Source organism: Pseudomonas sp. Yb2C2, from assembly GCF_052112325.1.
Classification (GTDB): domain Bacteria; phylum Pseudomonadota; class Gammaproteobacteria; order Pseudomonadales; family Pseudomonadaceae; genus Aquipseudomonas; species Aquipseudomonas marginalis.
Genome location: NZ_JAVAJK010000027.1, coordinates 24,055 through 50,453 on the forward strand (window position 1 = coordinate 24,055; position 26,399 = coordinate 50,453).

At 61.1% G+C, this 26,399-nt stretch carries 27 protein-coding genes; 15 read left to right on the forward strand and 12 right to left on the reverse strand.

Annotation, left to right across the window (positions count from 1 at the left end; genetic code table 11):
- Nucleotides 1–2 precede the first annotated feature (2 nt).
- Together Q8X51_RS27990 and moaB are read right to left on the reverse strand one after the other, a co-directional pair.
- Nucleotides 3–1,229 carry a molybdopterin molybdotransferase MoeA gene (locus tag Q8X51_RS27990; RefSeq protein WP_407693940.1) on the reverse strand — a complete coding sequence of 409 codons (1,227 nt, stop codon included), beginning with the start codon at nt 1,227–1,229 and terminating at the stop codon, nt 3–5.
- Nucleotides 1,213–1,752 carry a molybdenum cofactor biosynthesis protein B gene (gene moaB / locus Q8X51_RS27995; protein WP_027607019.1) on the reverse strand — a complete coding sequence of 180 codons (540 nt, stop codon included), beginning with the start codon at nt 1,750–1,752 and terminating at the stop codon, nt 1,213–1,215. Before moaB ends, Q8X51_RS27990 begins: the two co-directional genes overlap by 17 nt.
- Nucleotides 1,753–1,828: 76 nt before the next feature.
- On the opposite strand from moaB, the gene mobA reads away from it, so the two are divergent.
- Nucleotides 1,829–2,431: a molybdenum cofactor guanylyltransferase MobA gene (gene mobA / locus Q8X51_RS28000; RefSeq protein WP_065924550.1), complete on the forward strand. Its 603-nt coding sequence runs from the start codon at nt 1,829–1,831 to the stop codon at nt 2,429–2,431.
- Nucleotides 2,432–2,512: 81 nt separating this feature from the next.
- Entirely contained in the window at nt 2,513–2,734 is a 222-nt protein-coding gene (locus Q8X51_RS28005) for a YgdI/YgdR family lipoprotein (RefSeq protein ID WP_010211805.1), read from the forward strand.
- A 55-nt stretch (nt 2,735–2,789) separates the two neighbouring features.
- Here Q8X51_RS28005 and Q8X51_RS28010 read toward each other — a convergent pair whose 3' ends face one another.
- The 3 genes from Q8X51_RS28010 to Q8X51_RS28020 all read right to left on the reverse strand — a co-directional run bounded on the left by Q8X51_RS28010 (nt 2,790) and on the right by Q8X51_RS28020 (nt 4,394).
- Nucleotides 2,790–3,680 carry a pseudouridine synthase gene (locus tag Q8X51_RS28010; RefSeq protein ID WP_065924549.1) on the reverse strand — a complete coding sequence of 297 codons (891 nt, stop codon included), beginning with the start codon at nt 3,678–3,680 and terminating at the stop codon, nt 2,790–2,792.
- A gap of 67 nt (nt 3,681–3,747) precedes the next feature.
- Complete coding sequence (locus Q8X51_RS28015; RefSeq protein ID WP_010565034.1) at nt 3,748–4,083, reverse strand: hypothetical protein; 336 nt, start codon at nt 4,081–4,083, stop codon at nt 3,748–3,750.
- Between the two features lie 74 nt (nt 4,084–4,157).
- Nucleotides 4,158–4,394, reverse strand: coding sequence for a glutaredoxin family protein (locus Q8X51_RS28020; protein WP_027607016.1), 237 nt, complete (start codon nt 4,392–4,394; stop codon nt 4,158–4,160).
- A 324-nt stretch (nt 4,395–4,718) separates the two neighbouring features.
- On the opposite strand from Q8X51_RS28020, the gene Q8X51_RS28025 reads away from it, so the two are divergent.
- Entirely contained in the window at nt 4,719–6,455 is a 1,737-nt protein-coding gene (locus tag Q8X51_RS28025; protein ID WP_137212966.1) for a cation:proton antiporter, read from the forward strand.
- Here Q8X51_RS28025 and Q8X51_RS28030 read toward each other — a convergent pair.
- Nucleotides 6,442–7,650: an ammonium transporter gene (locus Q8X51_RS28030; RefSeq protein ID WP_074844674.1), complete on the reverse strand. Its 1,209-nt coding sequence runs from the start codon at nt 7,648–7,650 to the stop codon at nt 6,442–6,444. The two genes, Q8X51_RS28025 and Q8X51_RS28030, sit on opposite strands and share 14 nt — an antisense overlap.
- 345 nt (nt 7,651–7,995) lie before the next feature.
- On the opposite strand from Q8X51_RS28030, the gene Q8X51_RS28035 reads away from it, so the two are divergent.
- The 8 genes from Q8X51_RS28035 to Q8X51_RS28070 all read left to right on the forward strand — a co-directional run bounded on the left by Q8X51_RS28035 (nt 7,996) and on the right by Q8X51_RS28070 (nt 16,775).
- Nucleotides 7,996–8,310: a DUF883 family protein gene (locus tag Q8X51_RS28035; RefSeq protein WP_012723021.1), complete on the forward strand. Its 315-nt coding sequence runs from the start codon at nt 7,996–7,998 to the stop codon at nt 8,308–8,310.
- 2 nt (nt 8,311–8,312) lie between these two features.
- Entirely contained in the window at nt 8,313–8,696 is a 384-nt protein-coding gene (locus tag Q8X51_RS28040; protein WP_012723020.1) for a phage holin family protein, read from the forward strand.
- On the forward strand, nt 8,693–9,031 hold the full coding sequence (locus Q8X51_RS28045; protein WP_027607013.1) for a hypothetical protein: 339 nt from the start codon (nt 8,693–8,695) through the stop codon (nt 9,029–9,031). Before Q8X51_RS28040 ends, Q8X51_RS28045 begins: the two co-directional genes overlap by 4 nt.
- Before the next feature lie 89 nt (nt 9,032–9,120).
- Nucleotides 9,121–10,284: an EAL domain-containing protein gene (locus Q8X51_RS28050; RefSeq protein WP_027607012.1), complete on the forward strand. Its 1,164-nt coding sequence runs from the start codon at nt 9,121–9,123 to the stop codon at nt 10,282–10,284.
- Between the two features lie 71 nt (nt 10,285–10,355).
- Nucleotides 10,356–11,687, forward strand: a complete 1,332-nt coding sequence (locus Q8X51_RS28055) for a deoxyguanosinetriphosphate triphosphohydrolase (RefSeq protein ID WP_065924453.1) — start codon at nt 10,356–10,358, stop codon at nt 11,685–11,687.
- Nucleotides 11,688–11,858: 171 nt separating this feature from the next.
- A complete protein-coding gene (locus Q8X51_RS28060; protein WP_065924452.1) occupies nt 11,859–12,254 on the forward strand; it encodes a response regulator in 396 nt (131 codons plus the stop codon).
- Between the two features lie 256 nt (nt 12,255–12,510).
- On the forward strand, nt 12,511–13,131 hold the full coding sequence (locus tag Q8X51_RS28065) for a response regulator transcription factor (RefSeq protein WP_065924451.1): 621 nt from the start codon (nt 12,511–12,513) through the stop codon (nt 13,129–13,131).
- A gap of 8 nt (nt 13,132–13,139) precedes the next feature.
- Nucleotides 13,140–16,775 carry a transporter substrate-binding domain-containing protein gene (locus Q8X51_RS28070; protein ID WP_074844672.1) on the forward strand — a complete coding sequence of 1,212 codons (3,636 nt, stop codon included), beginning with the start codon at nt 13,140–13,142 and terminating at the stop codon, nt 16,773–16,775.
- Nucleotides 16,776–16,801: 26 nt separating this feature from the next.
- Here the strand turns inward: Q8X51_RS28070 and Q8X51_RS28075 are convergent, their stop codons facing one another.
- Together Q8X51_RS28075 and Q8X51_RS28080 are read right to left on the reverse strand one after the other, a co-directional pair.
- On the reverse strand, nt 16,802–17,284 hold the full coding sequence (locus Q8X51_RS28075) for a GAF domain-containing protein (protein ID WP_065924449.1): 483 nt from the start codon (nt 17,282–17,284) through the stop codon (nt 16,802–16,804).
- The gene (locus Q8X51_RS28080; RefSeq protein ID WP_027607006.1) at nt 17,281–18,171 is read right to left on the reverse strand and encodes an ATP-binding protein; all 891 of its coding nucleotides are present in this window, start codon (nt 18,169–18,171) and stop codon (nt 17,281–17,283) included. Before Q8X51_RS28080 ends, Q8X51_RS28075 begins: the two co-directional genes overlap by 4 nt.
- A 163-nt stretch (nt 18,172–18,334) precedes the next feature.
- Between Q8X51_RS28080 and Q8X51_RS28085 the strand changes: the two genes are divergently transcribed.
- On the forward strand, nt 18,335–20,644 hold the full coding sequence (locus tag Q8X51_RS28085) for a hybrid sensor histidine kinase/response regulator (protein WP_065924448.1): 2,310 nt from the start codon (nt 18,335–18,337) through the stop codon (nt 20,642–20,644).
- Here the strand turns inward: Q8X51_RS28085 and Q8X51_RS28090 are convergent.
- From Q8X51_RS28090 to msrB, 3 genes are all read right to left on the reverse strand, one after another.
- The gene (locus tag Q8X51_RS28090; protein ID WP_065947252.1) at nt 20,598–21,089 is read right to left on the reverse strand and encodes a MarR family winged helix-turn-helix transcriptional regulator; all 492 of its coding nucleotides are present in this window, start codon (nt 21,087–21,089) and stop codon (nt 20,598–20,600) included. The genes Q8X51_RS28085 and Q8X51_RS28090 overlap by 47 nt on opposite strands.
- Nucleotides 21,086–21,571: a glutathione peroxidase gene (locus tag Q8X51_RS28095; protein WP_027607003.1), complete on the reverse strand. Its 486-nt coding sequence runs from the start codon at nt 21,569–21,571 to the stop codon at nt 21,086–21,088. Before Q8X51_RS28095 ends, Q8X51_RS28090 begins: the two co-directional genes overlap by 4 nt.
- Before the next feature lie 218 nt (nt 21,572–21,789).
- Nucleotides 21,790–22,182, reverse strand: coding sequence for a peptide-methionine (R)-S-oxide reductase MsrB (gene msrB / locus Q8X51_RS28100; RefSeq protein WP_065924446.1), 393 nt, complete (start codon nt 22,180–22,182; stop codon nt 21,790–21,792).
- Nucleotides 22,183–22,384: 202 nt separating this feature from the next.
- Here msrB and Q8X51_RS28105 point away from each other — a divergent pair, with 202 nt between their 5' ends.
- Both Q8X51_RS28105 and htpX read left to right on the forward strand, forming a co-directional pair.
- The gene (locus Q8X51_RS28105; protein WP_065924445.1) at nt 22,385–23,596 is read left to right on the forward strand and encodes a pyridoxal phosphate-dependent aminotransferase; all 1,212 of its coding nucleotides are present in this window, start codon (nt 22,385–22,387) and stop codon (nt 23,594–23,596) included.
- Nucleotides 23,597–23,899: 303 nt separating this feature from the next.
- Nucleotides 23,900–24,787: a protease HtpX gene (htpX, locus tag Q8X51_RS28110; RefSeq protein WP_027607000.1), complete on the forward strand. Its 888-nt coding sequence runs from the start codon at nt 23,900–23,902 to the stop codon at nt 24,785–24,787.
- A gap of 53 nt (nt 24,788–24,840) precedes the next feature.
- Here htpX and Q8X51_RS28115 read toward each other — a convergent pair whose 3' ends face one another.
- Nucleotides 24,841–25,497, reverse strand: coding sequence for a thiopurine S-methyltransferase (locus tag Q8X51_RS28115; RefSeq protein ID WP_407693939.1), 657 nt, complete (start codon nt 25,495–25,497; stop codon nt 24,841–24,843).
- Between the two features lie 105 nt (nt 25,498–25,602).
- Here Q8X51_RS28115 and Q8X51_RS28120 point away from each other — a divergent pair, with 105 nt between their 5' ends.
- A complete protein-coding gene (locus Q8X51_RS28120; protein WP_407693938.1) occupies nt 25,603–26,370 on the forward strand; it encodes a DODA-type extradiol aromatic ring-opening family dioxygenase in 768 nt (255 codons plus the stop codon).
- Nucleotides 26,371–26,399: the final 29 nt, after the last annotated feature.

Genomic DNA, 26,399 nt, shown 5'->3' on the forward strand with positions numbered 1-26,399 from the left:
GGTCAGTTGAGGACTTCGCTTAGCGGAATGAAATTGACCCGATCACCCACCTCCAGCGTCGTCCCTTCCAACACCTCCACCAACCCCTCCGCCCACGCCGCGCTGCGCAGCACGCCGGAGCTCTGGTTGCGGTAGATGATCGCCTTGCCCTGTTCGATGCGCCCGCGCAGATACTCGCGGCGGTTGCCCGGCTTGGGCCAGGTGAACCCCACCGGCACGTCGAAACGCAGCGGTTCCACGTCCGCCACACCCTGGCGGCGCAGCAAGTAGGGGCGCGCCAACAGCGCAAAGGTCACCAGGGTCGAGGCCGGATTGCCCGGCAGGCCGATCACCGGCACGCCACGGAAATGACCAAAAGTCAGGGGTTTGCCCGGCTTGATCGCCAGCTTCCATAACGCCAGCTCACCCTCTTCGCGCAGGGCAATACCAAGGAAATCCGCCTCGCCCACCGACACACCGCCCGTGGACAAAATCAGATCAACCGCCCTCAAGCCTGTCAGTCGCGAACGGGTCTGCTCCAGGTCGTCCGGCAGGATGCCTGCGTCGATGACTTCGCAACCCATGCGCTCAAGCCAGGAACACAACACGCGGCGATTGCTGTTGTAGATCTGGCCCGGACCGAGGGGCAAACCGGGCTCGATCAGCTCATCGCCGGTGGACAACACCGCGACACGCGGGCGGCGGATCACGTCCAGCCGATCACGGCCAAGGGAAGCCGCCAGGCCCAGCTCGATCGGGCCCAGGCGCGTACCGGCCATGAGCACCCGCTCGCCGACGGTGGTTTCCTGGCCTTGGGGGCGGATGTTCTGGTTGGGCTGCAACGGTTCGCTGAAGCTCACGCGCTCATCGGCGTGGACCACGGCGTTTTCCTGCATTTCCACGCAGTCCGCGCCTTCCGGTACCGGCGCCCCGGTGAAGATGCGCGCACAGGTGCCGGCCGCCAGCGGCTGCGGCGCCTGGCCAGCGAAAATACGCTGGCTGACGGGCAAGGGTTCACCGGTCCAATCCGCCAGGCGCACGGCGTAACCGTCCATGGCGCTGTTGGGCCAGGGCGGCAGGTCGAGGGTGGAGACCAGATCCTGGGCCAATACACGGCCGTCGCACTCGGCCAGGGGCAGCACGTGCTGCTCGCGGATCGGCGCGGCTTCGGCCATCGCCAGCAGCTGTTGCAGGGCGTGTTCTACCGGCATCAGGGCGCCGGTCTTGCCGGGCTTACCCACGGGATTCACAGGGTTCGGCCAGCTTCAGGTGCGGCACGAAGTTGCAGGGGCGATGACGGTTATCCAGTTGTTCGGCGAGGATGCCATCCCAACCGGTGCGCACGGCATTGGTGGAGCCCGGCAGGCAGCACACCAGGGTGCCGTTGGCCAGGCCGGCCAGGGCGCGGGATTGCACGGTGGAGGTGCCGATGTCGGCCACGGAGATCTGGCGGAACAGTTCGCCAAAGCCGTCGACCTGTTTGTCGAGCAGGCAGCCGACCGCTTCGGGGGTGCTGTCGCGGCCGGTGAAGCCGGTGCCGCCGGTGATCAACACCACTTGCACCACGTCTTCGGCAATCCAGTGGGCGACCTGGGCGCGGATCTTGTAGAGGTCGTCCTTGAGCAGCACGCGCTCGGCCAGGTGGTGGCCGGCGGCGGTGAGGCGGTCGACGAAGACCTGGCCCGAGGTGTCGGTGTCCAGGGTGCGGGTGTCGCTGACGGTCAATACCGCGATATTCAGGGGTACGAAGGGTGCATCGGCCTTGGCTTTCATGGCACGGTCCGGTTGTCGAAGGAACGGCCCGATGTTATATCACAGGCCCCTGTTCAGCTGCCTGCGCGGAACCCACATGCCACTCGACTCAATCCCCCTGCCCTGTTCGATCCTGCTGTTGGCCGGTGGCCGCGGCCAGCGCATGGGCGGCCAGGACAAAGGCCTGCTGGACTGGCACGGCCTGCCCTTGATCGCACACGTGCAGCGCCTGGTACGGCCACTGACCGATGACCTGATCATCTCGTGCAACCGCAACCAGGCGCAGTACGCCGCCTATGCCGACCAGTTGGTAAGCGACGACAGCCCGGATTTTCCCGGGCCGCTGGCGGGTATCCGCGCAGGACTGGCCGCCGCGCGCCATGGGCACCTGCTGATCCTGCCGTGCGATGTGCCCCATATCGACGCTCGACTCCTCGCCGACCTGCGTGAAACCGCACAACGCCATCCGTTGTTGCCGGTGATGGTGCGCCACGGTGAATTCTGGGAACCCTTGATCTGCATCATCCCCATCGGCCTGCGAACCGAGGTAGAACAGGCCTGGCATGCCGGTGAACGCAGCCCGCGAAAGATCCTCCTGCAATTGGGCGGCGTGGGCGTGGAATGCCCAACCGATGACCCGCGCCTGGCCAACCTGAATACACCAGAGCTGTTGCGCCCAAGGTCTGACGTGTCAGAATGAACCTTCGCACAAGGAACTTTGGCGACGTCTCACACGTCTCAAGGTCAGCAATCAAAAAGTATTCTCTTGGAGACAACACCCATGACTCAACGGACCATCGCCGCTCTCATGCTTGCACTGGGCCTGGCTACCCTCGCCGGTTGCGCCTCGCCGACAGTGATCACCCTGAATGACGGTCGCGAAATCCAGGCCGTCGACACCCCGAAATACAACGAAGATTCGGGTTTCTACGAATTCGAACAGCTTGATGGCAAGCGAACCCGCATCAACAAAGATCAGGTTCGCACCGTTAAAGACCTGTAAGCCTCAGCGCTTGCACACAAGGCCCGCCTCGCGCGGGCCTTGTCGTTTCCGGGGGTTACCAGTCGAGGGTGATGAGGCTTCGAAACCGGCGTTCTTCAGCGGTGACCGGGTCGATAAACCGCACGCCCTGGGCCAGCAGCTTGAGGGGATTGGCGTAATCATCGACCGCATCCTTGATCACGTCCGGATAGAACGGATCGTTGCAGATGCTCGCCCCCAGCGCGGTCATGTGTACACGCAGCTGGTGTTTCTTGCCGGTCACGGGAAACAGGCCGTAGCGCCATAAGTCGCCGTTCTTTTCCCGCACCTCCACCGCTGTTTCGGTGTTGCTGGCACCGGGGCCTTCCTGCATGCGGAAGAAAGGTTCGCCATCCACCAGGCGGCTTTTGTGTACCAACGGGAACGTCAGGCCAGGCAAAGCCGGGGCGATGGCTTCGTAGAATTTATCGATCCGGCGCGTGGGAAACAGCTGCTGATAGGCCGAACGGCTGGCCGGGTTGGCCGAGAACAGCACCAGCCCGGCGGTGTGTCGGTCAATGCGGTGCAGGGGCACCAGCGCCGGGTTGTCCAGGCGGCGAATCAGGCGGCGCAGCAGGGTTTGCTCGACGTACTCGCCGGCCGGGGTCACGGGCAGGAAGTGCGGTTTGTCCGCCACCACCAGGTGCTCATCGGCGTAGAGGATGCTTTCCTGCACCGGGATGACTTTTTCGTTGGGGACTTCACGGAAGTAATAGATGCACAGGCCTTCCCTGTAGGCCAGGTCCAGGGGGATCGGGGTGCCAGTGACATCCAGCACCCGCCCACGGGCGATGCGGTCCAGCCACTGTTCGCGACTGATCGCCGCAAAGTGCTCGCACAGGCACTCCAGCACCGTCGCCCAGGGGCCAGGTGGCAGGTACAGGGTGCTGGCTTGGTGCTGGGACGCGGAAAAAGCGGATGTGGACATGCTCGAAGCCTTGAAAAAACAGGCGGGCATTATCCCGCATCAAGCGGGATGAAACCTAGGGCGGATCTCAGGCCTTGGCCAATTCCGCGCGCAGGATCGGCGAAGCACTCGCCGCCTCGGTGAACTCCTTGAGCCAGCGCAGCACGTCCACCGCTTCCCAGCGGCCGGGATCGTAAAGCGCGTACAACAGGCCCTGGTAACCCACCACATCGAGCTGCTTGTGATAACCGGCGCGCTGGAACAACGCCTCGATCTCGGCAAAGCAGGTATTGAAATGCACTTTGTTAAACGGCGTCTTGCCTTCCGTGACCAGGCCGTCGAGGCGCAGCTCGTTCACCGCGTCGCGCACGACATCGGCAGACATGCGATTGACGCTGCTTTTCAGTTGTTCAACATTCACCACGGGCGTTCCCTCTCTTCAATCGCTGTACAAACATACAGTAACGTAATATTCGGAAACCCGCCATCGCATAAACGTCAGCGCAGGAAGGCGACAACCTGATCCGCATCGAAGGGCCAATCCAGTTCAGCCCCCGTGTCCACCCGCCGAAGCACCGGAATCCTTAGGCCATAGGCGTCGGTCAGGTCGTCGGGGTCGGTGATATCAACCAACTCGACCAGCAACCCGCGTTCGACGAGCGGCATGATTTCGGCTTCGGCAATTTCACAAAGATGGCAACCCAGGGTGCCGAACAACTGGCATTCAGGAAGCATGACGAATGGCCCTGATCAGTAAGTAGACAAGCATTCTAATCCTCACAAAAACCTGTGGCGAGCGGGCTTGTTGTGGCGAGCGGGCTTGCCCCGCGTTGGGGCGCGAAGCGGCCCCGGTAGTGCCACCGCGCTCCTTCAGACAGAAATACGGTGCTTGTTTTGGGGCCGCTTCGCAGCCCAACGCGGGGCAAGCCCGCTCGCCACAGGTACAGCGTTCGCTCCCCGGAAACCTGCCGGCCACAATAAACCCTGACCCAGATCACCATGGCCTATAACTGATTCAGCGATTCTCGCGGCTTTTTGCCCGCTCACCCTGCAACGGAGATGCTTGTGTTCGCCAACCTGCTGATCATTCTGGCCTCATCCCTGGTGGTGATTGCGCTGTTTCGCCGGCTGCAACTACCACCCGTGCTGGGCTACCTGTGCGTGGGCCTGGCCGTAGGGCCGACTGCCCTGGACTGGGTGAATGACAGCGAAGAGCTGCCCGACCTTGCCGAACTGGGCGTGGTGTTCCTGCTGTTTTCCCTGGGCCTGGAGTTTTCCCTGACCAGGATGCTCGCCCTGCGCCGCGTGGTGTTTGGCCTCGGCAGCTTGCAGGTGCTGGGGTGCAGCGTGCTGCTGGGGGGCCTGTTGATGGCCTTCGGTGTGGCACCGGGCATCGCCTTGTTGCTGGGTGCGGGGCTGGCGCTGTCGTCCACGGCGATCGTCAGCAAGGAACTGACCAGCCTCGGCGAAATCTTCAGCAGCCATGGCCAGAACGCGATCGGCGTGTTGCTGTTCCAGGATGTGGTGGCGGTGTTGCTGCTGACGCTGGTGCCGGTGTTCGCCGGCAGCAGCGAACAGGCCTGGTACTGGGCGTTGCCGCTGACGCTGGGCAAAACCGTGGTGTTGTTCGTGGGCCTGTTGCTCGCCAGCCGCTGGTTATTGCCGCGCTTGTTTCATGAGGTCGCCGCTTCCCATTCGGCGGAGCTGTTTGTGCTGCTGGCGCTGGTGATCGTCTTGCTGACCGCCTGGCTCACGCATCTGCTGGGCCTCTCCCCTGCCCTCGGTGCCTTCCTGGCCGGCATGCTGCTGGGCGAAAGCCATTACCGCCATCAGATCGAAGCGGATATCCGGCCCTTCCGCGACATCCTGCTGGGGCTGTTTTTCGTCAGCATCGGCATGCTTATCGACCTGCAGTTGTTCGTCAGCCACAGTCTGTTGATCCTCGGCATGACCCTCGCGCTGATGCTGATCAAAGGCAGTGTGGTGGCTGCGCTGGTCAAGCTGCGCGGCAGCGACAGTGAAACCGCCTGGCGCAGCGGCCTGGCCCTGGCCCAGGGCGGTGAGTTCTGCTTTGCGCTGATGGCGCAGATGCAACAGAGCCGGCTGATACCCGATGAATTCAACGGTCTGCTGCTCGCCGCCACGTTCTGTTCGATGCTGTTGACGCCACTGCTGTTGCGCGCCGCGCCGGCGATTGCCCTGCGCCTGCATCGTAAGCCCAACCAACAGGTACAACTTGAAGAAATTGCCGCCCTCAACGCCCAATTACACGGGCATGCGGTCATCTGCGGCTATGGCCGGGTCGGGCAATCCATCGGGCGCTTTCTGCGCAATGAGCAACAGGCGTTTATCGCCCTGGATGACGACCCGGAACGGGTCCAGGAAGCCGCCACCGAAGACAGCAGCGTGCATTACGGCGACTGTCGCCGTGGCGCCTTGCTCAGTGCCGTGGGCCTGGAACGGGCGCGCCTGGTGGTGATTGCCGTGGACAACAGTGATGTGGCCCTGGCGGTGCTCAAGGAAGCCCGCCATATCAACCCCGACGTGCCGATCCTGGTGCGCACCCGCGATGACAGCCAGTGGGCTGAATTGAAAGCCGCGGGCGCCAGCGAAGTGGTGCCCGAGCTGCTGGAGTCAAGCCTGATGCTCGCCTCCCACGCCTTGATCCTGCTGGGCCTGCCGGACCAACAGGTGCAGGCGCGGGTCGATGAAGTCCGGCATAACCGCTATCGCCTGCTGCACGGTTTCTACACGCACCCGAGCACCGACGAAGAGGCGCCTATCAATCCTGACTGACCGCACCGATCTTGTGGATCGACAGATCTGCGCCGTAATACTCCTCCTCCTGGCTCAGGCGCAGCCCCTGTACGCGCTTGATCACGCCATACACCAGCAGGCCGCCGCCGAACGCGACGACCACACCGAGCCCCGTACCGATCAATTGGCTGATCAGACTCACGCCGCCCAATCCCCCCAGCGCCTTTTGCCCAAAGATGCCGCAGGCAATCCCGCCCCATACACCGCACAGGCCATGCAGTGGCCACACCCCCAGCACATCGTCGATCTTCCAGCGGTCCTGGGCGGCGATAAAGCACCACACAAACAGCCCGCCCGCAACCACACCGGTGACCAGCGCGCCCACCGGATGCATCAGGTCGGAACCCGCGCAGATCGCCACCAGCCCGGCCAACGGACCGTTATGCAGGAAGCCTGGGTCGTTGCGGCCGATCACCAGGGCGGCGACGGTGCCGCCGACCATGGCCATCAGCGAGTTCACCGCCACCAGGCCGCTGACGCCGTCCAGGGTCTGCGCGCTCATCACGTTAAAGCCGAACCAGCCGACAATCAGGATCCACGAGCCCAACGCCAGGAACGGAATGCTCGACGGCGCAAACGCCACCAGGCGCCCTTCCCGGTAGCGCCCATTGCGCGGGCCCAGCAGCAGCACCGCCGCCAGCGCCAGCCAGCCGCCCATGGCATGCACCACCACCGAGCCGGCAAAGTCATGGAAGCTGGCGCCGAACGTCTTGAGCAACCAGGCCTGCAAACCGAAATTGCCGTTCCACACCATGCCTTCGAAAAACGGATAGATAAACGCCACGATCAACGCGGTGGCGCACAACTGCGGAGCGAACTTTGCACGCTCCGCAATACCGCCGGAGATGATCGCCGGGATCGCTGCCGCAAACGTCAGCAGGAAGAAGAACTTCACCAGGCCATAACCATGGTCGGCGCTGATCACGGCCGCCGGTTGCATGAAGCTCACCCCGTAGGAGATCCAATAGCCTATAAAGAAATAGGCCAGGGTGGAGATGGCGAAGTCGCTGAGGATCTTCGACAGGGCGTTGACCTGGTTTTTCTGGCGCACCGTCCCGACTTCCAGAAACGCGAAGCCGGCGTGCATGGCCAGGACCATGACCGCACCGATCAGGATAAACAGGGTATTGGAGCTGTGGACCAGAGTGTCCACCGCACTTTGCAGATTTTCCATTGAAGTTGGCAGGCCTGTGTAAGGCAAAAAGCACCAAAGCGGTTCAAGCCAGGGGTTGCGCGCACTAAATTGGCACCTCCGGCACCACCCCTCTTCAGAGGGCGTGAACCGCTTTAGCGCAGCGTTCAACACAACCGGCCGTTGCCGACAGGGTTTTTCCGCGAGTTTGAGTTATTTAGGGTAAGGTTTTTCGAGACCTGAGCCCCGACCGCCCGGATTCAGCGCAAGCCACGGGGCGTGCGCACCAAGGCAAAGCAAAAGCTGTACCAGACAATTGCACTGAACCTTCACCGATACCGGTGACTCGAAACCACACGTACCGATCAGCCAATCACGGAGATAACCATGGCCAGAAGAACTGCAAAGACTGCTCAAGAAATACTGATGGCGGATTTTCAAACCCTGGTGACTGACACCGAAAGGTTGCTGGACGACACCAAGGTGCTTGCGGGCGACCAGGCCGATGAGCTGCGCGCCAAGATTCATGACACGCTGTTGCAGGCCCGCGAAACCCTCAAGCAAACCGAAGACTCCCTGCGCGAACGCGGCCAGGCGGCGGTCACCGCGACCGAAGATTACGTGCAGGCCAACCCTTGGCAGTCGGTAGGCATTGCCGCCGGCGTGGGCTTTCTGATCGGCCTGCTGGCCACAAGGCGCTAATCATGTCTATCGGCGAAACTGGCTCGTCCACGGGTACCACCTCACGACGCCTGGGCGCGGCCGTTCTTGGCTTGCTGCACAGCCACGTCGAACTGTTTGGCATCGAATTGCAGGAGCAGAAGGCCCGTACCGTCAGCCTGCTGCTGTTTGCCGGCCTGGCGCTGGTATTTGCCCTGTTGTTGCTGGTGGGGTTGTCGACACTGGTGATGATCCTGGTATGGGACACCGGCTACCGCCTGACCGGGATCATCTGCCTCTGCGTGTTCTACAGCCTGGCCGCTGCCTTCTGCGGGGTGCGCTTGAAAGCGGCGGTGTTCGATGAGTCCACGCCGTTCCACGCCACCCTTGAAGAGCTGGCCAATGATCGGGAGCGCCTGCTGCCATGAGCTCGAATGAAATCCAGCAAACCTCCCGCCGGGAAATGCGCAAGGCTTTGATCCGCCTGCGCATGGAGATGCACCGCCAGGAGATACGCCACGAATCCCAGCAATTGATGGCGCCGCTGAACAAGGTGCGCAACCTGGGCCAAAACTTTCAGGGCGGCCTGGGCATCAAGCACGCGCCGCTGTGGGGCGTGGCCGCTGTAACCCTGATCGGTTTCTTCACCGGCAAGGGCGCCAAGGGCGGCGGTATCAGCAGTGTGACGCGCCTGGTGCGCCTCGGTGCCGGCCTGATCCCGCTGATCAAACTGGCCATGCAGGGCAATTCACGCAAAGGTTGAGCCTGCTGGCTGCATTCTTGCTAACAGAATGGCCCGGTCCTCGTTTCGAGGGCCGGGTCTTTTTTCGCCAGTGTTTTTAAGGAGGCCCCGTGATCGACGGGCAACCGCTCGCCTGCTTCCAACCGTTTATCGATACCGCCACCGGGCGCATTGCCGGCGTCGAGGCCTTGGGGCGTCTACGCCAGGCTGATGGCCGCCTGCAGTCCGTTGGCCCGCTGTTCGCCGACCCACGCACGCCAGGCGCGAGCTTGCGCCGTCTCGACCGGCAGATTCGCGACAACGCGTTAAGCCGCCTGCATGAAGCCCCCGAAGACTGGTTCCTCAGCCTGAATATCTCGCCGCGCTGGATCAACCAATTGCGTCCGGGCCAGGCGCTGCCGAGCCTCAAACAGATCCACAGCCATGGCGTCGACCCGCAGCGCATCGTGTTCGAGATCACCGAACTGGGCGGCGACATCCAGCGCCTGGCCGAGGTGGTGGCACGTTATCGCGAGGCCGGTGCGCGCATCGCCATCGATGATTTCGGCGCCGGCTATTCCCAGCTTGACCGGGTATTGGCGCTGCAGCCGGACATCCTCAAGCTGGACATGCGCCTGTTCCAGCAAGCCGCCAGGGGCGGACCGAGCAGTGACGTCGTGCGGGCGCTGGCGCAGATGGCGGAAAAGACCGGCTGCTGGATCATTGCCGAAGGCGTGGAAACCGAGGCGCAGCTGAGCTTCGCCCTGGAATGCGGTTCGCGCTACGTGCAGGGCTATCTGTTTGCCCAGGCGCAATTGGACTGGTTCGCCACCGACGCCTTCGTGCCGCGCTTTGACCAACTGCGCGCGGCGTATGTCCAGCAGAAGCTGGCCGAACGCGGGCGCATCATGCAACTGCGCCAGCAATTGACCGAACTGATGAAGATCCTGCAATCCTGGGCACAGGCCCAAGCCCCGCTGGATCACTTGCCCCAACTGCCGGCCTTCCCCTGGCTGCTGCGTTTTTACCAATGCGACCGGCATGGCACCCAGTTGACCCCCAACTTCGAATGGCGCCAGGACGCCTGGCAGGCCGACAGCCGCTACCTGGGCCACAACTGGTCATGGCGCCCGTACTTCTATCACCTGCTGGCCGAAGGTTGGGAGGAGCGTCGCCTGACGCTGTCCTCGACCTACCGCGATGCCACCACCAACCAGTACTGCCTCACCGCCGGACAATTCTTCGATAACGGTCAGCGCTTGCTGTTAATCGATATCGACGCGGCCGGCCTGTAGATTTTCGCTTGCCCCGCCAAGGCGGAACCGGGAAGCTGGGCGGGTCATTCACCGTACGGAGAGTACCCGCCTTGGATTGGCCCACCCTGCTTACCCGCGAACGCCTTGGAAAACCCCTGCACAGCCCGGAAGAACTAGGCCGCAGCCCGTTTCACAAAGACCATGACCGCATTATCTTCTCCGGCGCGTTTCGCCGCCTGGGCCGCAAGACCCAAGTGCACCCGGTGTCCAGCAACGACCATATCCACACACGCCTGACCCACTCCCTGGAAGTCAGTTGCGTAGGCCGCTCCCTCGGCATGCGCGTGGGCGAAACCCTGCGCAGCGCCCTGCCCGACTGGTGTGACCCGAGCGACCTGGGCATGGTGGTGCAATCGGCCTGCCTGGCCCATGACATCGGCAACCCGCCGTTCGGGCATTCAGGCGAAGACGCCATCCGCCACTGGTTCCAACAGGCAGCGGGGCGCGGCTGGCTGGACGACATGAGCAGCGCCGAGCGCAATGACTTCCTCAACTTCGAAGGCAATGCCCAAGGCTTCCGGGTACTGACCCAACTGGAATACCACCAGTTCGACGGCGGCACGCGCCTGACCTACGCGACCTTGGGCACGTACCTCAAGTACCCCTGGACCGCCCGCCACGCCGATTCCCTGGGTTACAAGAAACACAAGTTCGGCTGCTACCAGAGCGAACTGCCGATCCTCGAACAGATCGCCAGCAAGCTCGGCCTGCCGCAACTCGAGGAACAACGCTGGGCTCGCCACCCACTGGTCTATCTGATGGAGGCGGCAGACGACATCTGCTACGCCTTGATCGACCTGGAGGACGGCCTGGAAATGGACCTGCTGGAGTACACCGAAGTCGAGTCACTGCTGCTCGACCTGGTGGGCGACGACCTGCCGCAGACCTACCGGCAACTGGGCGCCCAGGACTCGCGCCGACGCAAGCTGGCGATCCTGCGCGGCAAGGCCATCGAGCACTTGACCAACGCCGCGGCGCGCGCCTTCGTCGAACAACAGGAGGCCTTGCTTGCCGGCACCCTGCCCGGCGACCTGGTGGAGCACATGCACGGCCCCGCCAAACGCTGCGTGCTGGATGCCAAGGACATGGCGCGCAAGAAAATCTTCCAGGACAAGCGCAAGACCCTCCACGAGATCGGCGCCTACACCACCCTGGAAATCCTGTTGAACGCCTTCTGCGGCGCGGCCCTGGAGCAGCACGGCGGACGCACGCCGTCGTTCAAGAACCGGCGCATTCTCGACCTGTTGGGCAACAACGCGCCGGACCCTGCATGGCCGCTGCACAGGTCGTTCCTGCGGATGATCGACTTCATCGCCGGCATGACCGACAGCTACGCCACCGAGATGGCACGGGAGATGACCGGGCGCTCCAGTCCTCAATAACCTGGCTGATCACGCCGCCTGTTCACTGAACAGAATCTGCCTACGATGGGAACAGAGCGGCCTGATCGAATTCGCACAAGCGCCCGAAGAATAATCGCGCACGCTCCGGGCAGGTCTGGCGAACAGTTCCTACGTGCCCCCTATCGACGCTTGACTCACCGTGTGCCTTCTATGCCCCACTACCCCTTTCGGATCCTGTTGGTGGAGGACCATCCCTTTCAGCTCCTCGCCACCCAATGCCTGCTGAGAAGCTTCGGCTTCGAGCACCTGGCCCCGGCCGAAAACGCCGAGCAGGCAATCCGTTTGATGACCCAGGCCGAGGCTCCCTTCGACATCATCCTCTGTGACCAGTGCCTGCCCGACCTGCCCGGTCTTGAGTTGATTGAAATCGCCAGTCGCCAATGCTTTATCAAGGCCGCCATCTTGCTCAGCGGACTTCCCGAGGCAGAACTTTCAGCGTTGCAAACCCAAGCCCTCAAACGTGGCCTGCCATTGCTCGGTTACTTGCCAAAGCCGTTGAATAAAGATGAGCTTGCACGTTTGACCCATACATTACTCACGTTATAAATGTAGGACTTTAAACAGATCGACCGGTCGGAAAAATCGCGCATAACCACCGTAAAGTCCTTGCCATGTTCCTTCGGCCCATGCCCCTGCGGAACCTTGGCCTCTTGCGTTACAGCTCCTTAGAGACAGGTAGGCTTTTACCTTTTTTAATGTAGGAACTTTCCTGTTTTATACCTGCCACCCCCCAAGTTCATGCTTATCCATCGGCTTCTGAGCTAATGTGCCCGCTTTATTTGTACTTGCATGGAATATGATCATGAATACAGTTTTTATTATTGACGACCATCCGGTTATAAGACTTGCCATACGAATGTTGTTGGAACACGAAGAAAATTTCAAAGTAGTCGGCGAAACGGATAACGGATGCGACGCCATCCAAATGGTCCGCGAATGCATGCCGGACCTGATCATCCTCGACATCAGCATTCCAAAACTCGACGGGCTGGAAGTGCTTTGCCGATTCAACGCCATGAACGCGTCGATGAAAACCCTGGTGCTGACGGCTCAATCCCCCACCCTGTTTGCCACGCGTTGCATGCGTTCGGGAGCCGATGGCTACGTGTGCAAGGAAGGTGACCTGAGCGAGCTGATGAGCGCCATCCGCGCTGTACTGTCCGGTTATAACTACTTCCCCAGCCAAGCCTTGAACACCAACGATGAGGCCTGCAAGGAACTTGAACTGTTCAAGGCGGTTAACGATCGGGAGTTGATGGTATTGCAACTTTTCGCACAAGGCCGCACCAACAAGGAAATAGCCAAAGGTATGTTCTTGAGCAACAAAACAGTAAGCACTTATAAAAAGAGGCTGATGCAGAAACTTCAAGCCAAGTCCTTGGTAGAACTTATCGAGATGGCAAAACGGAACGCGCTAGTGTGAGAAACAGGATGCCCAGACGTATAAAGGACTATTTGATTATATTGAGTGCCGGTTTGTGCTTCAGCACCGCCGTGCCTGCCACCCCTCCAGCGAGCCCGGAGCATTTCAACCTTTTGAGTCGTGCGAGCTCCGTGCAGCTGGAACCCTACCTGAACAAGGCCCAGCGCCAATGGCTCCAGAACAAACGCGAACTGGTACTGGGCGCGGCGTTTCCTGACTACCCGCCTTTTGACCTCACCTCCAGCGGGCGTGACTATGAGGGACTCACCGCCGACTACGCCGGCTTGCTGGCAATGGCGCTGGACGTGCCGGTAAAAGTGTTGCGCTACCCCTCCCGAGAGGCCGCCATTCATGCCCTCGAAGCGGGTGAAATCGATTTACTGGGTTCCTCCAACAGCTTTGAAGCGGCAAATCCCAACCTGACCCTGTCGGAGCCGTACGCCGTGGACCGGCCAGTGCTGGTGACCCGCGAAGGCGAAACCCGCAGCCTGGCTGATGGGCTGGCCGGCATGCGCCTGGCACTGGTCTATCACTATCTGCCACTGCACGAAGTGGAAAGGCTCTACCCCAAGGCAATCATCCGTGCCTACCCTTCTTATCAAAACGCCTTGAATGCAGTGGCCTTCGACCAGGCAGACGTCTTTCTCGGCGATACCATTTCCACCCACTACATGATCAACAAGGGTTACCTGAAAAACATTCGCATGGCGAACTTCGGCAAACATGAAGCCTATGGATTCAGCTTTGCCATGCCCCAGGAACAGCAGACGCTGTTGAGCATCGTCGACGCCGTCCTGAGGGCCGTGCCCGCTGCCGAACGGGAAACCATTGCCAAACGCTGGAGTGCCGGCAGCGACATCCTCCTGACCGACCAAAAGCTGCAACTGACCCTTCGCGAAGAACGTTGGCTGAGGGAGAACCCGGTCGTCAAAGTGATCGTGAACCCTACCTTTGCGCCGCTGACCTTCTTCGACGCCGATGGCAATTTTCGCGGCATTACCGCCGACCTGCTGGAACTGATTCGCCTACGCACCGGGCTGCGCTTCGAGATCCAGCGCGGGCGTGATGTGAACACCATGATCGAGCATGTAGAGAGCGGCAAAGCGGACATCGTCGGCGCAATCATCCCCAGCGTCGAGCGAGAAGCCCAACTGAACTTCAGTCGTCCCTACCTGGAAAACTCCTACGTGATGCTGACACGCAAGGACGGCCAGGCCCCTACGGGCCTGGAGGAAATGGAGGGCAAGCGCCTGGCAATCACGCAGGGCAGTCCGCTGAAAAAATTCCTGCGTGAGCACTTCCCAAAGATTCAGCTGGTAGATACCGGCGATACGTTCAAGTCAGCCGAACTGCTGGTACAAGGCCATGTAGAGGGCGCGGTGAATACCCTGGTGGTCGCCAATTACTTCCTGTCCTCGCAGATACTCCAGGACAAGATCCAAATCAGCTTCAGCATTGGCACGATGCCGGCCACCTTCGGGCTGGCGACATCCCGCAGCGCCACCGAACTCAGCTCGATTCTCGACAAGGCGTTGCTCAGCATCGCCCCGGACGAACTGGGCGTGATCAACAGTCGTTGGCGCGGTTATACCGCGGCCTCGGACAGTTACTGGCGCGACTATCACCAACTGATTGCGCGCATCGTCATCGGGACCGGCCTGCTGCTGCTGATTTCCCTGAGCTGGAACGCGTACATGCGCCGCCAGATCAAGCACCGCAAAATGGCCGAGCGCGCCCTCAATGATCAGTTCGAGTTCATGCGCGCCCTGGTCAATGAAACCCCACACCCGATCTACGTGCGTGACAACAAGGGGCTGCTGCAGACCTGCAACGACAGTTACCTGCAGGCGTTCGACGTCAAGCGCGAGGACGTGATAGGTAAAAGCGCGGTCCAGATCAGCACAGCCCTCGCAGTCGAGGCGGCGCAATACCATGCCGACTATCAGCGCGTGGTGGCCGAGGGCAACCCGTTGATCCTGGACCGCACCCTGCATATTCGCGGAAAAAAACTGACGATCTACCACTGGATCCTGCCGTACCGCGACTCCGTCGGTGAAGTCCAGGGCATCATCGGTGGCTGGATCGATATCAGTGAGCGACGCCAGTTGTTCGACGAACTCCGCACCGCCAAGGAGCGAGCCGACGAAGCCAATCGGGCCAAGAGCACGTTCCTCGCCACCATGAGCCACGAAATCCGCACACCGATGAACGCGGTGATCGGCATGCTCGAGCTGACCCTCAAGCGGGCGGACCAGGGCCACCTCGACCGCCCGGCCATCGAAGTCGCCTACAACTCGGCCAAGGATCTGCTGGAGCTTATCGGCGACATCCTGGACATCGCGCGGATTGAATCCGGTCGCCTCAGCCTGGCACCGGAACGCGTCAACCTGAGGGAGGTGATCGAGTCGGTGGTGCGTGTCTTCGACGGCCTGGCACGCCAGAAGACCCTTAGCCTGTTGCTGGAGTTCACGCCTGATCTGGAACACACCGAAGTGCTGATCGACCCGCTGCGCTTCAAGCAGGTGCTGTCCAACCTGATCAGCAACGCCATCAAGTTCACCGAACGTGGCCAGGTAAAGATCAAGGTGGAAGTATCGGCCACCGAACTGCCGCAGCAGGTCGAGATGAAACTGGTGGTGGAGGACACCGGCATCGGTATCAGCCGGGACGACCAGATGCGCCTGTTCGAACCCTTTGCCCAGGCGGACAACTCAGGACAGCTGGCCAGGAGCGGTGCGGGCCTCGGGCTGGTGATCTGTCGCAGCCTGTGCGCGATGATGGGCGGGCAACTGAGCCTGAGCAGCGTGCCCATGGTGGGCACCCAGGTGCATGTGAGCCTGAAGATGAATCGCCTGCAGGCGCTGCAGGTGGCCGAAGAACCCAAGCCCGCCGAGACCTCGAACGTGCCGGTGCTCAATGTGCTGGTGGTGGACGATCATCCGGCGAATCGCCTGTTGATGTGCCAGCAGCTCGGCTACCTGGGCCATCAGTACACCGCCGCCCGGAACGGCGCCTCCGGCTTCCAGGCCTGGCGCCAGGAGCACTTTGACCTGGTGATCGCCGATTGCAACATGCCGATCATGAATGGCTACGAACTGAGTCGTTCGATCCGCGAATACGAGGAGCGCGAACAACTGACGCCTTGCGTGGTACTGGGTTTTACCGCCAATGCCCAGCCCGAAGAGAAACAACGCTGTGCGCAGGCGGGCATGAATGACTGCCTGTTCAAACCCATCAATCTTACGGCGCTGGAGCTGCAACTGGCGAAAATCAGTCCTCAACCCAGCGGCATGACCCTGGACATCGGCAACTTCGAGGCCCTCACCGGTGGCGATCCGCACATGAGCCGTCTCTTGCTGGAGGAGTTGCTGAGCAGCAGTCGCCAGGATCGCCAGGAGTTGGTTGCACTGATCGCTGCGCAGGCCTTGCCCGAAGAGATCATCGAACAGGCTCACAAGATCAAGGGGGCCGCGCGCATCGTTCAAGCCTCTGCGCTGGCCTCGCAATGCGAAGCCGTCGAACAGGCCTGTGCCCGGGGCGATGATCGGCCCCTGATCGAAGCGGGGGTGAAATCCCTGGAGAAGCTGATGCTGGAGTTGGAGAGGATGCTGCAAGTGCGGCTTGACGAACTGGATGGCCGATAAGGGGCGGGGCTGCGCCCCTATTTCGATCAGCAGTCGGTCAAACGCAGGAAAATCGCCGCCAGCTGTTCGATACCGGCCTGATCCTGGGGGGTAAAGCGGGCCAACGACGGGCTATCGAGGTCAAGGACACCAATCAATGTGCCGTCCTTGACCAGTGGCACCACCAGTTCGCTGTTGGACGCGCTGTCACAGGCGATATGCCCGGGGAACGCGTGCACATCGTCTACTCGCTGGGTTTGCCGCGAGGCCGCGGCCGCGCCGCACACCCCACGGCCGAACGGAATACGCACACAGGCGATCTGCCCCTGGAACGGGCCAAGCACCAGCTCTTCATTGCGGTTGAGGTAAAAGCCCGCCCAGTTCAGGTCATCCAGCTGGCTGAACAGGAAAGCCGAAAACTGGGCGCTGTTGGCGATGAAATCACGCTCATCGGCCAGCAGCGACTCCAGCTGGGCACTCAGCAAGGCATAGCCACCGAGGCCGGTGCCGGCCTGTTGTAAATCGATCATGGTTGACGCTCCAGCAATTTGAGACCCACCCAGTAACGGGCGAATTGATACGCGCAACGACCGTTGCGGTTGCCGCGCCCGGTGGCCCAGCGCACGGCGAGAATGTCGAGGTCCTCATCACGCTGCCACTGCAAACCCGCCTTGTTCGCCAGCTCGCCGATCCAGTGCTCGACCACGTCCAGGAAATGTTCCTGGGTGAACGGGTAGAACGACAGCCACAAGCCAAAGCGGTCGGACAAGGCAATCTTGTCTTCCACCGCCTCGCTCGGGTGCAACTCACCGTCCACGCGCTTCCAGTTATCGTTGTCGCTCTGGTTTTCCGGCACCAGGTGGCGGCGGTTGGACGTGGCATACAGCAGCACGTTTTCAGGGGCCTGTTCCAGGGAGCCATCCAGCACGCTCTTGAGCACCCGATAGTCGCCTTCGCCGGCTTCGAACGACAAGTCGTCGCAGAACAGGATGAAACGTTGCGGCAACTTGAGCAGTTGCTCGACCACCCGCGGCAGGTCGGCCAAGTGGTCACGCTCGATTTCGATCAGGCGCAGACCGGCCTTGGCGTGTTGAGCGAGCAAAGCGCGCACCATGGACGATTTACCGGTGCCCCGCGACCCCCACAGCAACGCATGGTTGGCAGGCAGGCCATCCAGGAACTGCTGGGTGTTGCGCGCCAGGGTTTCACGTTGCTTGTCCACGCCGATCAGGTCGGACAAGCGCATGTCCAGGCTCACGTCCAGCGGCAACAGGAAGCCACTGCGGCCCTCACGCTGCCAGCGGGCGGCCAGGCACTGGTTCCAGTCGATGGTTTGGCGCGGCGCGGGCAACAAGGGTTCCAGGCGGGCGAGCACGGCATCGGCTCGCTCCAGAAAGGCACTCAATCGAGAATCCACGATTATTCCTCTGGCAAGTTCTTGCAAAAGATGGCGTATTGGCAACCCTGCGACAGACCGCTTGGGGCTGCGTAAAAAACGTTTCATGCCGGGCAGGCCTGGGCGTGTGGATGTTCAGCTATGCTTGCCGGGCGAAGGGAAACGTGAAGTGGTTCAACACTCAATGGATATCAAGTTCGCCCACCGCTTGTCTTATAAACAAGCCAGATTGACGGTGCTGGTCGGTTTCGTCTTGGGAACCTTGCTCAGCCTGATCCAAATCGGCATTGATTATGCCAGCGAAGACGCATCCATCAACCGCGAAATACGTTCGCTGATCGAAATCAGCCATAACCCCGCGTCACGTATCGCCTACAACATCGATGCCGAACTGGCCCAGGAACTGACCCTGGGCCTGCTGCACTCCCCCGCCATCATTCGCGCGCAGTTGATCGACAACAACGGCGTGGTGCTGGCCGATGTCGACCGGCCACGCAAGGAAAGCACCTACCGGCCTATCAGTGACTTCATGTTTGGCGCCAACCGCCAGTTCGAAGACCAACTGTTCCTGAGCCACATGCCCAACGAGTCACTTGGCGTACTGCGCCTGGACGTCGACACCTACGCCTTTGGCAGCCGGTTCCTGCGCCGCGCCGAGATCACCCTGCTCAACGGGTTCGCGCGTAGCCTGCTGCTGACCGGGATTCTGCTGGGCCTGTTCTACGTCATGCTGACCCAACCGCTGGTGCGCATTATTCGTGAGCTGAGTACCCGCAAGCAGGCACGCCTGGACTGCCCGCCAGGGCATGAGCACGATGAAATCGGCGTGCTGGTGGACGTCGCCAACCAGCAATTCGAAAACATGGAAACCGAAATCCAGCAGCGCCGCCACGCCGAGGATCGGCTGACCGAATACCTGGGGCAACTGGAACATATCGTGTCCGCGCGCACCCTTGAACTCAAGGCCAGCAACCAGCGGCTGACCCAGTCCAACGATGAGCTGGAAGCCGCCAAGATGCATGCATTGGGCATGGCACAGGCCCGGGCGGCCTTCCTGGCGAACATGAGCCACGAAATCCGCACCCCGCTCAACGGCCTGCTGGGCATGATCGCACTGTCGCTGGACAGCCCGTTGAACGCCGAACAACGCCAGCAACTGTCTATCGCCCATGACTCCGGCAAAGTGCTGGTGGAACTGCTCAACGATATTCTCGACCTGTCCAAGTTCGACGCCGGCCAGTTGGAGCTGGAGCGCATCCCCTTCGACCTCGGCGCGCTGGTGGAAGACACCGCCAACCTGTTATCGCAGAACGCCGCACCGAGCGTGGAGCTGAGCTGCCTGATCGACCCGCAGTTCCCGGCCCAGGTGCTCGGTGACCCGACCCGTGTGCGGCAGATTGTCAGCAACTTGCTCTCCAACGCCTTGAAGTTCACCCGCTTTGGTCGGGTTGATGTGCGCCTGGGTACCCACGACGGCGGCGTACGCATTGAAGTCTGCGATACCGGCATCGGTATTGCGCAGGAAGCGCAGGTGAAAATCTTCCAACCGTTCACCCAGGCCGGCGCCGGCATCACTCGCCAGTATGGCGGGACGGGCCTGGGCCTGGCACTGACGCACAACCTGTGCGAAGCGATGAAGGGGCGCTTGAGTATCAGCTCGGAAGTGGGCTTTGGCAGCCAGTTCTGCGCAGACCTGCCACTGCCCGCCCATTTGCCCGCAGTGCAGCCAGCGCCTCTCAAAGGCGAGGTCATCGCCATCACCAACGCCGGCAGCGGCCTGACAGAGTTGCTCACGACCCTGCTGCCCTGCTGGGGACTGTCCCTGCGTTGTTTCACCATGGATGACGATTTGAGCGGGCAAACCCCCGACCTGCTGATTACCGACTGCCCGGAATGCCTGTTCCGCATACGGCCGGGCATTACCGCGCCCATCCTGCTGGTGACCGCCTATGGCAACTTCATGCCCAGCGAAGAAGTGGCGGCACTGGCGCCGTTGCACCAACAGGCACGCCCCTTGAGCCGCAACGCGCTGTACCAGATCCTGCAACGCAACTTACGCACCGACGCGCACCTGGTGCTTGACCCCGTCCAAGTGGATGCCGCACCGCTCGCACATCGGGCGCGCATCCTGCTGGTGGAGGACAACCCGGTCAACCAACTGGTGGCCAAGGGCATGCTCAGCAAACTGGGCTGCGAAGTGATCGTGGCCGCCCACGGTGGCGAAGCGCTCAAGTTTCTTGAAGAACAGCGCTTCGATATGGTGCTGATGGACTGCAACATGCCGGTGATGGATGGCTATGAGGCCAGCCGGCAGATTCGGCGCAGCGGACGCTGGCCGGACCTGCCGATTGTCGCGTTGACCGCCAATGCCCTGTCCGAAGAGCGCGAGCGCTGCCGTGCGGCGGGGATGAATGATTACCTGGCCAAGCCGTTCCGCCGCGAAGAACTCAATGCCCTGCTGGACTTGTGGGTGCCTGGGACGACAAGTCTTTAAGTTGCACAAGCAACTGGTCGAGACCATCGCGCAAGGCATCGGCTTGATTCAGGTCGATGCCGCGATCACACAACAGGCGGGTCTTCAGGCCATGGGCCTGGTCCCGCAGTTGCACACCGGCCTCGGTCAGGCTCAAGTGCACTTCACGCTCATCCCTGGCACTGCGCCGACGCGTCACTAACTCAAGCTGTTCAAGGCGCTTGAGCAGCGGCGTCAGCGTGCCTGAGTCGAGCATCAGGCGCTCCCCCAGGGCCTTGACCGTCGGCTGCAGCGCAGGCGTGGCGTGCCACTCCCACAACACCAGCATCACCACATATTGCGGGTAGGTCAGACCCAACTGGTCGAGCATCGGCTTATAGGCACGGGTGACAGCGCGTGACGCAGCGTAGAGCTTGAAACACAGCTGGTTGTCCAGGGCCAGGGACACACTGGGCAAGTCGGTCATTTGAGCAAGGCTTCGATCTCTTGGGTCAAGTCCTGCGGCTTGGTGGCAGGACCGAAGCGCTTGACCACCTGGCCGTCGCGGCCGATGAGGAACTTGGTGAAGTTCCACTTGATGCCCTTGGACCCCAGCAGCCCCGGCGCCTGTTTTTTCAGTTGCACGAACAGTGGATGGGCATCGCTGCCATTGACGTCGATCTTCTTGAACAACGGGAAGCTGACACCGAAGTTCAGCTCGCAGAATTCGGAAATCGCACCTTCGTCACCGGGCTCCTGCTTGCCGAACTGGTTGCAAGGAAAGCCCAATACCACCAGGCCCTGGTCCTTGTACTGCTGCCAGAGTTGCTCCAGGCCCTTGTACTGCGGGGTGAAGCCGCATTTGCTGGCAGTGTTGACCACGAGGACGGCCTTGCCGGCGAAATCGGCCAAGGTCTTTTGCTCACCCTTGATGGTGGTGCAAGGGATGCTCAGCAGGTTGTTGCTCATGGCAGTGCCTCGATAAGGAAGAAAGAGGATGAAACATAGTAGGCAATTCAATTGCGTGCAATTTAATTGACCACACTGATGACACCTCATCAGCACTCTGTAGGAGCGAGCTTGCTCGCGAAAAACTCAAGGACACCGGGCTGAACCAGAATGCCCGTGTAATCGTTGACGACTTTCGCGAGCAAGCTCGCTCCTACAGGCGCCCGCCGTCAGTCTAGTTAACGGGGTACAAGCTCCAGGCACACCGAGTTGATGCAATACCGCAGCCCCGTCGGCGGCGGACCGTCCGGGAACACATGGCCCAGATGCGCATCGCATTTGGCGCAGGTGACTTCGGTGCGGATCATGCCGTGGCTGACGTCACGGATCTCGATCATTGCACTGTCGGCGATCGGCGCGTAGAAACTCGGCCAGCCGCAGCCGGAGTCAAACTTGGTGGTCGAATCGAACAGTGGCGCATTGCAGCAGATACAGTGATACACGCCATCGGTCCGGGTCTCATTGTACTTGCCGCTGAAAGGACGCTCGGTGCCCTTGAGACGGCACACGTTGTACTGCTCCGGATCGAGCATTGCCTTCCATTCTTCAACGGTTTTCTGCAACTTTTCCATCGGTACACCTCGGCAACTGAAAAAGCCTGATCTGTATCTTTTCCACGGATCAGGCGGCACGTATGATTGCGCCTCTTCAAAACGCCAGTCTGGCACCCGCGCTACCGGCATTCAAACGTATTTATGGGTGCGGACCTTGCAGCATTCACAGTACGGTAGTGCCCACACCGTCTGGATCGTTCATTTTCAGGATCACATCGCCATGCAGGTCAGCAAATCGAACAAGCTCGCCAACGTCTGCTACGACATTCGCGGCCCGGTGCTCAAGCACGCCAAGCGCCTGGAAGAGGAAGGCCATCGCATCCTCAAGCTGAACATCGGCAACCCGGCGCCCTTTGGTTTCGAAGCGCCGGATGAAATCCTCCAGGATGTGATCCGCAACCTGCCCACCGCCCAGGGCTACAGCGACTCCAAGGGCCTGTTCAGCGCGCGCAAGGCCGTGATGCAGTACTACCAGCAGAAGCAGGTCGAAGGCGTCGGCATCGAAGACATCTACCTGGGTAATGGTGTGTCCGAGCTGATCGTGATGTCCATGCAGGCCCTGCTCAACAACGGCGACGAAGTGCTGGTGCCAGCACCGGACTACCCACTGTGGACCGCCGCCGTGACCCTGGCCGGCGGCCACCCGGTGCATTACCTGTGCGACGAGGGCGCCGACTGGTTCCCGGACCTGGCCGACATCAAGGCCAAGATCACGCCGAACACCAAGGCCCTGGTGATCATCAACCCGAACAACCCCACCGGTGCGGTGTACTCCAGGGAAGTGCTGCTGGGCATGCTCGAGCTGGCACGCCAGCACAACCTGGTGGTGTTCTCCGACGAGATCTACGACAAGATCCTCTACGACGATGCGGTGCATATCTGCACCGGTTCCCTGGCGCCGGACCTGCTGTGCCTGACCTTCAACGGCCTCTCCAAGTCCTACCGCGTGGCGGGCTTCCGCTCCGGCTGGATCGCGATTTCCGGGCCCAAGCACAATGCCCAGAGCTACATCGAAGGCATCGACATGCTGGCCAACATGCGCCTGTGCGCCAACGTGCCGAGCCAGCACGCAATCCAGACCGCCCTCGGCGGCTACCAGAGCATCAATGACCTGATCCTGCCCCAGGGCCGCCTGCTGGAACAGCGCAACCGTACCTGGGAGCTGCTCAATGCAATCCCGGGCGTGAGCTGCGTCAAGCCCATGGGCGCGCTGTACGCCTTCCCGAGGATCGACCCGAAGGTCTGCCCGATCCTCAACGACGAGAAATTCGTGCTCGACCTGCTGCTCTCGGAAAAGCTGCTGGTGGTCCAGGGCACGGCGTTCAACTGGCCGTGGCCGGATCACTTCCGAGTGGTGACCCTGCCCCGCGTGGATGACCTGGACATGGCCATTGGCCGTATCGGCAATTTCCTCAAGTCCTATCGCCAGTAACCGACGTGGCGCTGTACGACCGGCATTCGGTCGTACAGCGATTATCTGGCAACACTTCTCTGGCTGTGCACTTTCCCCGTACTGCATTTGCGTTTCTACATCCACAAGCCCCTGTGGTTACGGGGCCGCAAGGCAAAAAATAGCTTTTCACGGATAACATTCGTCATCGGAAAATCCCTTCAAGGCTCTACATTCAGGCTGTAGGACACAGTTTGAAATAGTCGCTCGGTTGAATCACCCCAAGCCGCACCTTATATACCCCGCAGTACGCGACATATTAAGCATGAGGAGAACTCTACAACCATGATGCGCATCCTGCTGTTCTTGGCCACCAACCTGGCGGTCGTGCTGATTGCCAGCATCACCCTGAGCCTTTTCGGCTTCAACGGGTTCATGGCGGCCAACGGGGTTGATCTGAACCTCAATCAGCTGCTGATTTTCTGTGCGGTCTTTGGTTTTGCCGGTTCGCTGTTCTCGCTGTTCATCTCCAAGTGGATGGCGAAGATGAGCACCAGCACCCAGATCATCACTCAACCACGCACCCGCCATGAACAATGGCTGATGCAGACCGTGGAGCAGTTGTCTCAAGAAGCAGGTATAAAAATGCCCGAGGTCGGGATTTTCCCTGCTTACGAGGCCAACGCCTTTGCGACGGGCTGGAACAAGAACGACGCCCTCGTGGCGGTCAGCCAAGGGCTGCTCGAGCGCTTTTCACCCGATGAGGTGAAGGCGGTCCTCGCGCACGAGATCGGCCACGTAGCCAACGGCGACATGATTACCCTTGCGCTGGTGCAGGGCGTGGTGAACACCTTCGTGATGTTCTTTGCGCGGATCATCGGCAACTTTGTCGACAAGGTGATCTTCAAGAACGAAGGCGGCCGCGGAATCGCCTACTTCGTAGCGACCATCTTTGCCGAAGTGGTACTGGGCTTCCTGGCCAGCGCGATTGTGATGTGGTTCTCGCGCAAACGAGAGTTCCGTGCAGACGAAGCCGGCGCGCGCCTGGCTGGCACCAGTGCAATGATCAGTGCGCTGCAGCGCCTGCGCTCCGAACAGGGCCTGCCGGTGCATATGCCCGACAGCCTGACCGCCTTTGGCATCAACGGTGGTGTCAAGCAGGGCCTGGCTCGCATGTTCATGAGCCACCCGCCGCTGGAAGAGCGTATCGACGCGCTGCGTCGTCGGGGCTGATACCCGGTAATGCAAAAGGGGCGATTGGATTGCCCCTTTTTTGCGCGCGGGTTTTACCCCTTGGTGAGCCGATAAACGCGCTCTTCAAGACACGTGACACCGTCCTGCACGAACTTCCAGCTCTCACCCAGGATATCCTGGGCTTCGAGCACCTCCAGGCTCCACTGCAAACCCAGCAGCACCTTCACCTCATCATCCGGCACCGCAAAGGGCGGGCCGGCTTTTTGCGTCTGGTCGTAGTCCAGGGTGATCAGTATTCCCTGGCAGCCTGGCCGCAACAGGCTGTTCAACTGCTCGGCGTACTGCGCGCGCATCAGCGGCGGCAGGGCGATCAGTGCGGCACGGTCGTAGAGCGCAGTGCAGTCAGCCAGTGCCCCGGCGTCCAAGGCAAAGAAATCGCCGCACCATATTTCGATCAAATCAGCCTGGTACACCTTGAACACGCCGTGCCGAGTGATGCGCGGCGTCAGGTTCTGCTCGCTGAAAAAGGCTTCTACCGCCTGCTCCGACAGTTCAACGCCGAATACGTGATAGCCGTTGCTGGTCAGCCACATCAGGTCCAGGCTTTTACCACACAGCGGCACCAGCACCTTGGCGCCCTGGGCAAGGCCCAGCGCAGGCCAATACCGCAGCAGGTAAGGATTGACCTCGGGCAGGTGAAAGCCAATCTGATTGCGCGCCCAGCGCTCCTGCCAGAATTTGGGCTCCATGGAATCACCTCCGAAAATTCGATCAAAAAGCGCTAAAACTTATATTAGATTTAGATCAATGATCTGATTGAAGATGGGCCCATGTTAAACCTCAGGACCTTCCTTATGTTGCCCAGCCTGTTTATCTCCCACGGATCGCCCATGCTTGCCCTGCAACCCGGCGCCAGCGGCCCCGCCCTGCAGCGCCTGGCCGCTGAACTGCCGCGGCCGAAGGCAATTGTGGTGGTGTCGGCACATTGGGAAAGTCAGGAACTGCTGGTCAGCGGCAGTGCTGCGCCCGAGACCTGGCACGACTTCGGCGGTTTCCCCCGGGAGCTGTTCACCGTGCAGTACCCGGCACCGGGCGACTTGCAATTGGCCAACGAAATTGTCGAACTGCTTCATGCCGACGGCTTGAATGCGCGGATCGATGAGCGCCGCCCTTTTGACCATGGCACCTGGGTGCCGCTCTCGCTGATGTACCCGGCAGCGGATATTCCAGTGGTGCAAGTCTCCTTGCCCAGTCACATGGGCCCTGCCCTGCAAACCCGCGTCGGGCATGCCTTGGCCAGCTTGCGCGAACAGGGCGTACTGTTGATCGGCTCCGGCAGCATCACCCATAACCTGGGCGAGCTGAACTGGCAGGCCGGACCTGAGAGTATCGAGCCTTGGGCACGCGACTTCCGTGACTGGATGGTGGAGACACTCGCCGCCAACGACGAGGCGGCCTTGCATGATTACCGTCGCCAGGCGCCCCACGCCGTGCGCAATCATCCCAGCGATGAACATTTGTTGCCGCTGTACTTTGCGCGCGGCGCCGGGGGTGACTTCAGCGTTGCACACCAGGGGTTCACCATGGGCGCGCTGGGTATGGACATCTACCGCTTCGGTTAACAGCGGACAAAAAAATCCCCGAACCAGTC

Coding starts and splice junctions, on each gene's coding strand:
- Q8X51_RS28115 (WP_407693939.1), bottom strand. CDS start 25,497: ATGGAGCCCAAATTCTGGCAGGAGCGCTGGGCGCGCAATCAGATTGGC.
- htpX (WP_027607000.1), top strand. CDS start 23,900: ATGATGCGCATCCTGCTGTTCTTGGCCACCAACCTGGCGGTCGTGCTG.
- Q8X51_RS28105 (WP_065924445.1), top strand. CDS start 22,385: ATGCAGGTCAGCAAATCGAACAAGCTCGCCAACGTCTGCTACGACATT.
- Q8X51_RS28120 (WP_407693938.1), top strand. CDS start 25,603: ATGTTGCCCAGCCTGTTTATCTCCCACGGATCGCCCATGCTTGCCCTG.
- Q8X51_RS28020 (WP_027607016.1), bottom strand. CDS start 4,394: ATGCTTCCTGAATGCCAGTTGTTCGGCACCCTGGGTTGCCATCTTTGT.
- Q8X51_RS28095 (WP_027607003.1), bottom strand. CDS start 21,571: ATGAGCAACAACCTGCTGAGCATCCCTTGCACCACCATCAAGGGTGAG.
- Q8X51_RS28065 (WP_065924451.1), top strand. CDS start 12,511: ATGAATACAGTTTTTATTATTGACGACCATCCGGTTATAAGACTTGCC.
- moaB (WP_027607019.1), bottom strand. CDS start 1,752: ATGAAAGCCAAGGCCGATGCACCCTTCGTACCCCTGAATATCGCGGTA.
- Q8X51_RS28045 (WP_027607013.1), top strand. CDS start 8,693: ATGAGCTCGAATGAAATCCAGCAAACCTCCCGCCGGGAAATGCGCAAG.
- msrB (WP_065924446.1), bottom strand. CDS start 22,182: ATGGAAAAGTTGCAGAAAACCGTTGAAGAATGGAAGGCAATGCTCGAT.
- Q8X51_RS28085 (WP_065924448.1), top strand. CDS start 18,335: ATGGATATCAAGTTCGCCCACCGCTTGTCTTATAAACAAGCCAGATTG.
- Q8X51_RS28090 (WP_065947252.1), bottom strand. CDS start 21,089: ATGACCGACTTGCCCAGTGTGTCCCTGGCCCTGGACAACCAGCTGTGT.
- Q8X51_RS28060 (WP_065924452.1), top strand. CDS start 11,859: ATGCCCCACTACCCCTTTCGGATCCTGTTGGTGGAGGACCATCCCTTT.
- Q8X51_RS28030 (WP_074844674.1), bottom strand. CDS start 7,650: ATGGAAAATCTGCAAAGTGCGGTGGACACTCTGGTCCACAGCTCCAAT.
- mobA (WP_065924550.1), top strand. CDS start 1,829: ATGCCACTCGACTCAATCCCCCTGCCCTGTTCGATCCTGCTGTTGGCC.
- Q8X51_RS28070 (WP_074844672.1), top strand. CDS start 13,140: ATGCCCAGACGTATAAAGGACTATTTGATTATATTGAGTGCCGGTTTG.
- Q8X51_RS28040 (WP_012723020.1), top strand. CDS start 8,313: ATGTCTATCGGCGAAACTGGCTCGTCCACGGGTACCACCTCACGACGC.
- Q8X51_RS28025 (WP_137212966.1), top strand. CDS start 4,719: ATGCTTGTGTTCGCCAACCTGCTGATCATTCTGGCCTCATCCCTGGTG.
- Q8X51_RS28005 (WP_010211805.1), top strand. CDS start 2,513: ATGACTCAACGGACCATCGCCGCTCTCATGCTTGCACTGGGCCTGGCT.
- Q8X51_RS28035 (WP_012723021.1), top strand. CDS start 7,996: ATGGCCAGAAGAACTGCAAAGACTGCTCAAGAAATACTGATGGCGGAT.
- Q8X51_RS28010 (WP_065924549.1), bottom strand. CDS start 3,680: ATGTCCACATCCGCTTTTTCCGCGTCCCAGCACCAAGCCAGCACCCTG.
- Q8X51_RS28075 (WP_065924449.1), bottom strand. CDS start 17,284: ATGATCGATTTACAACAGGCCGGCACCGGCCTCGGTGGCTATGCCTTG.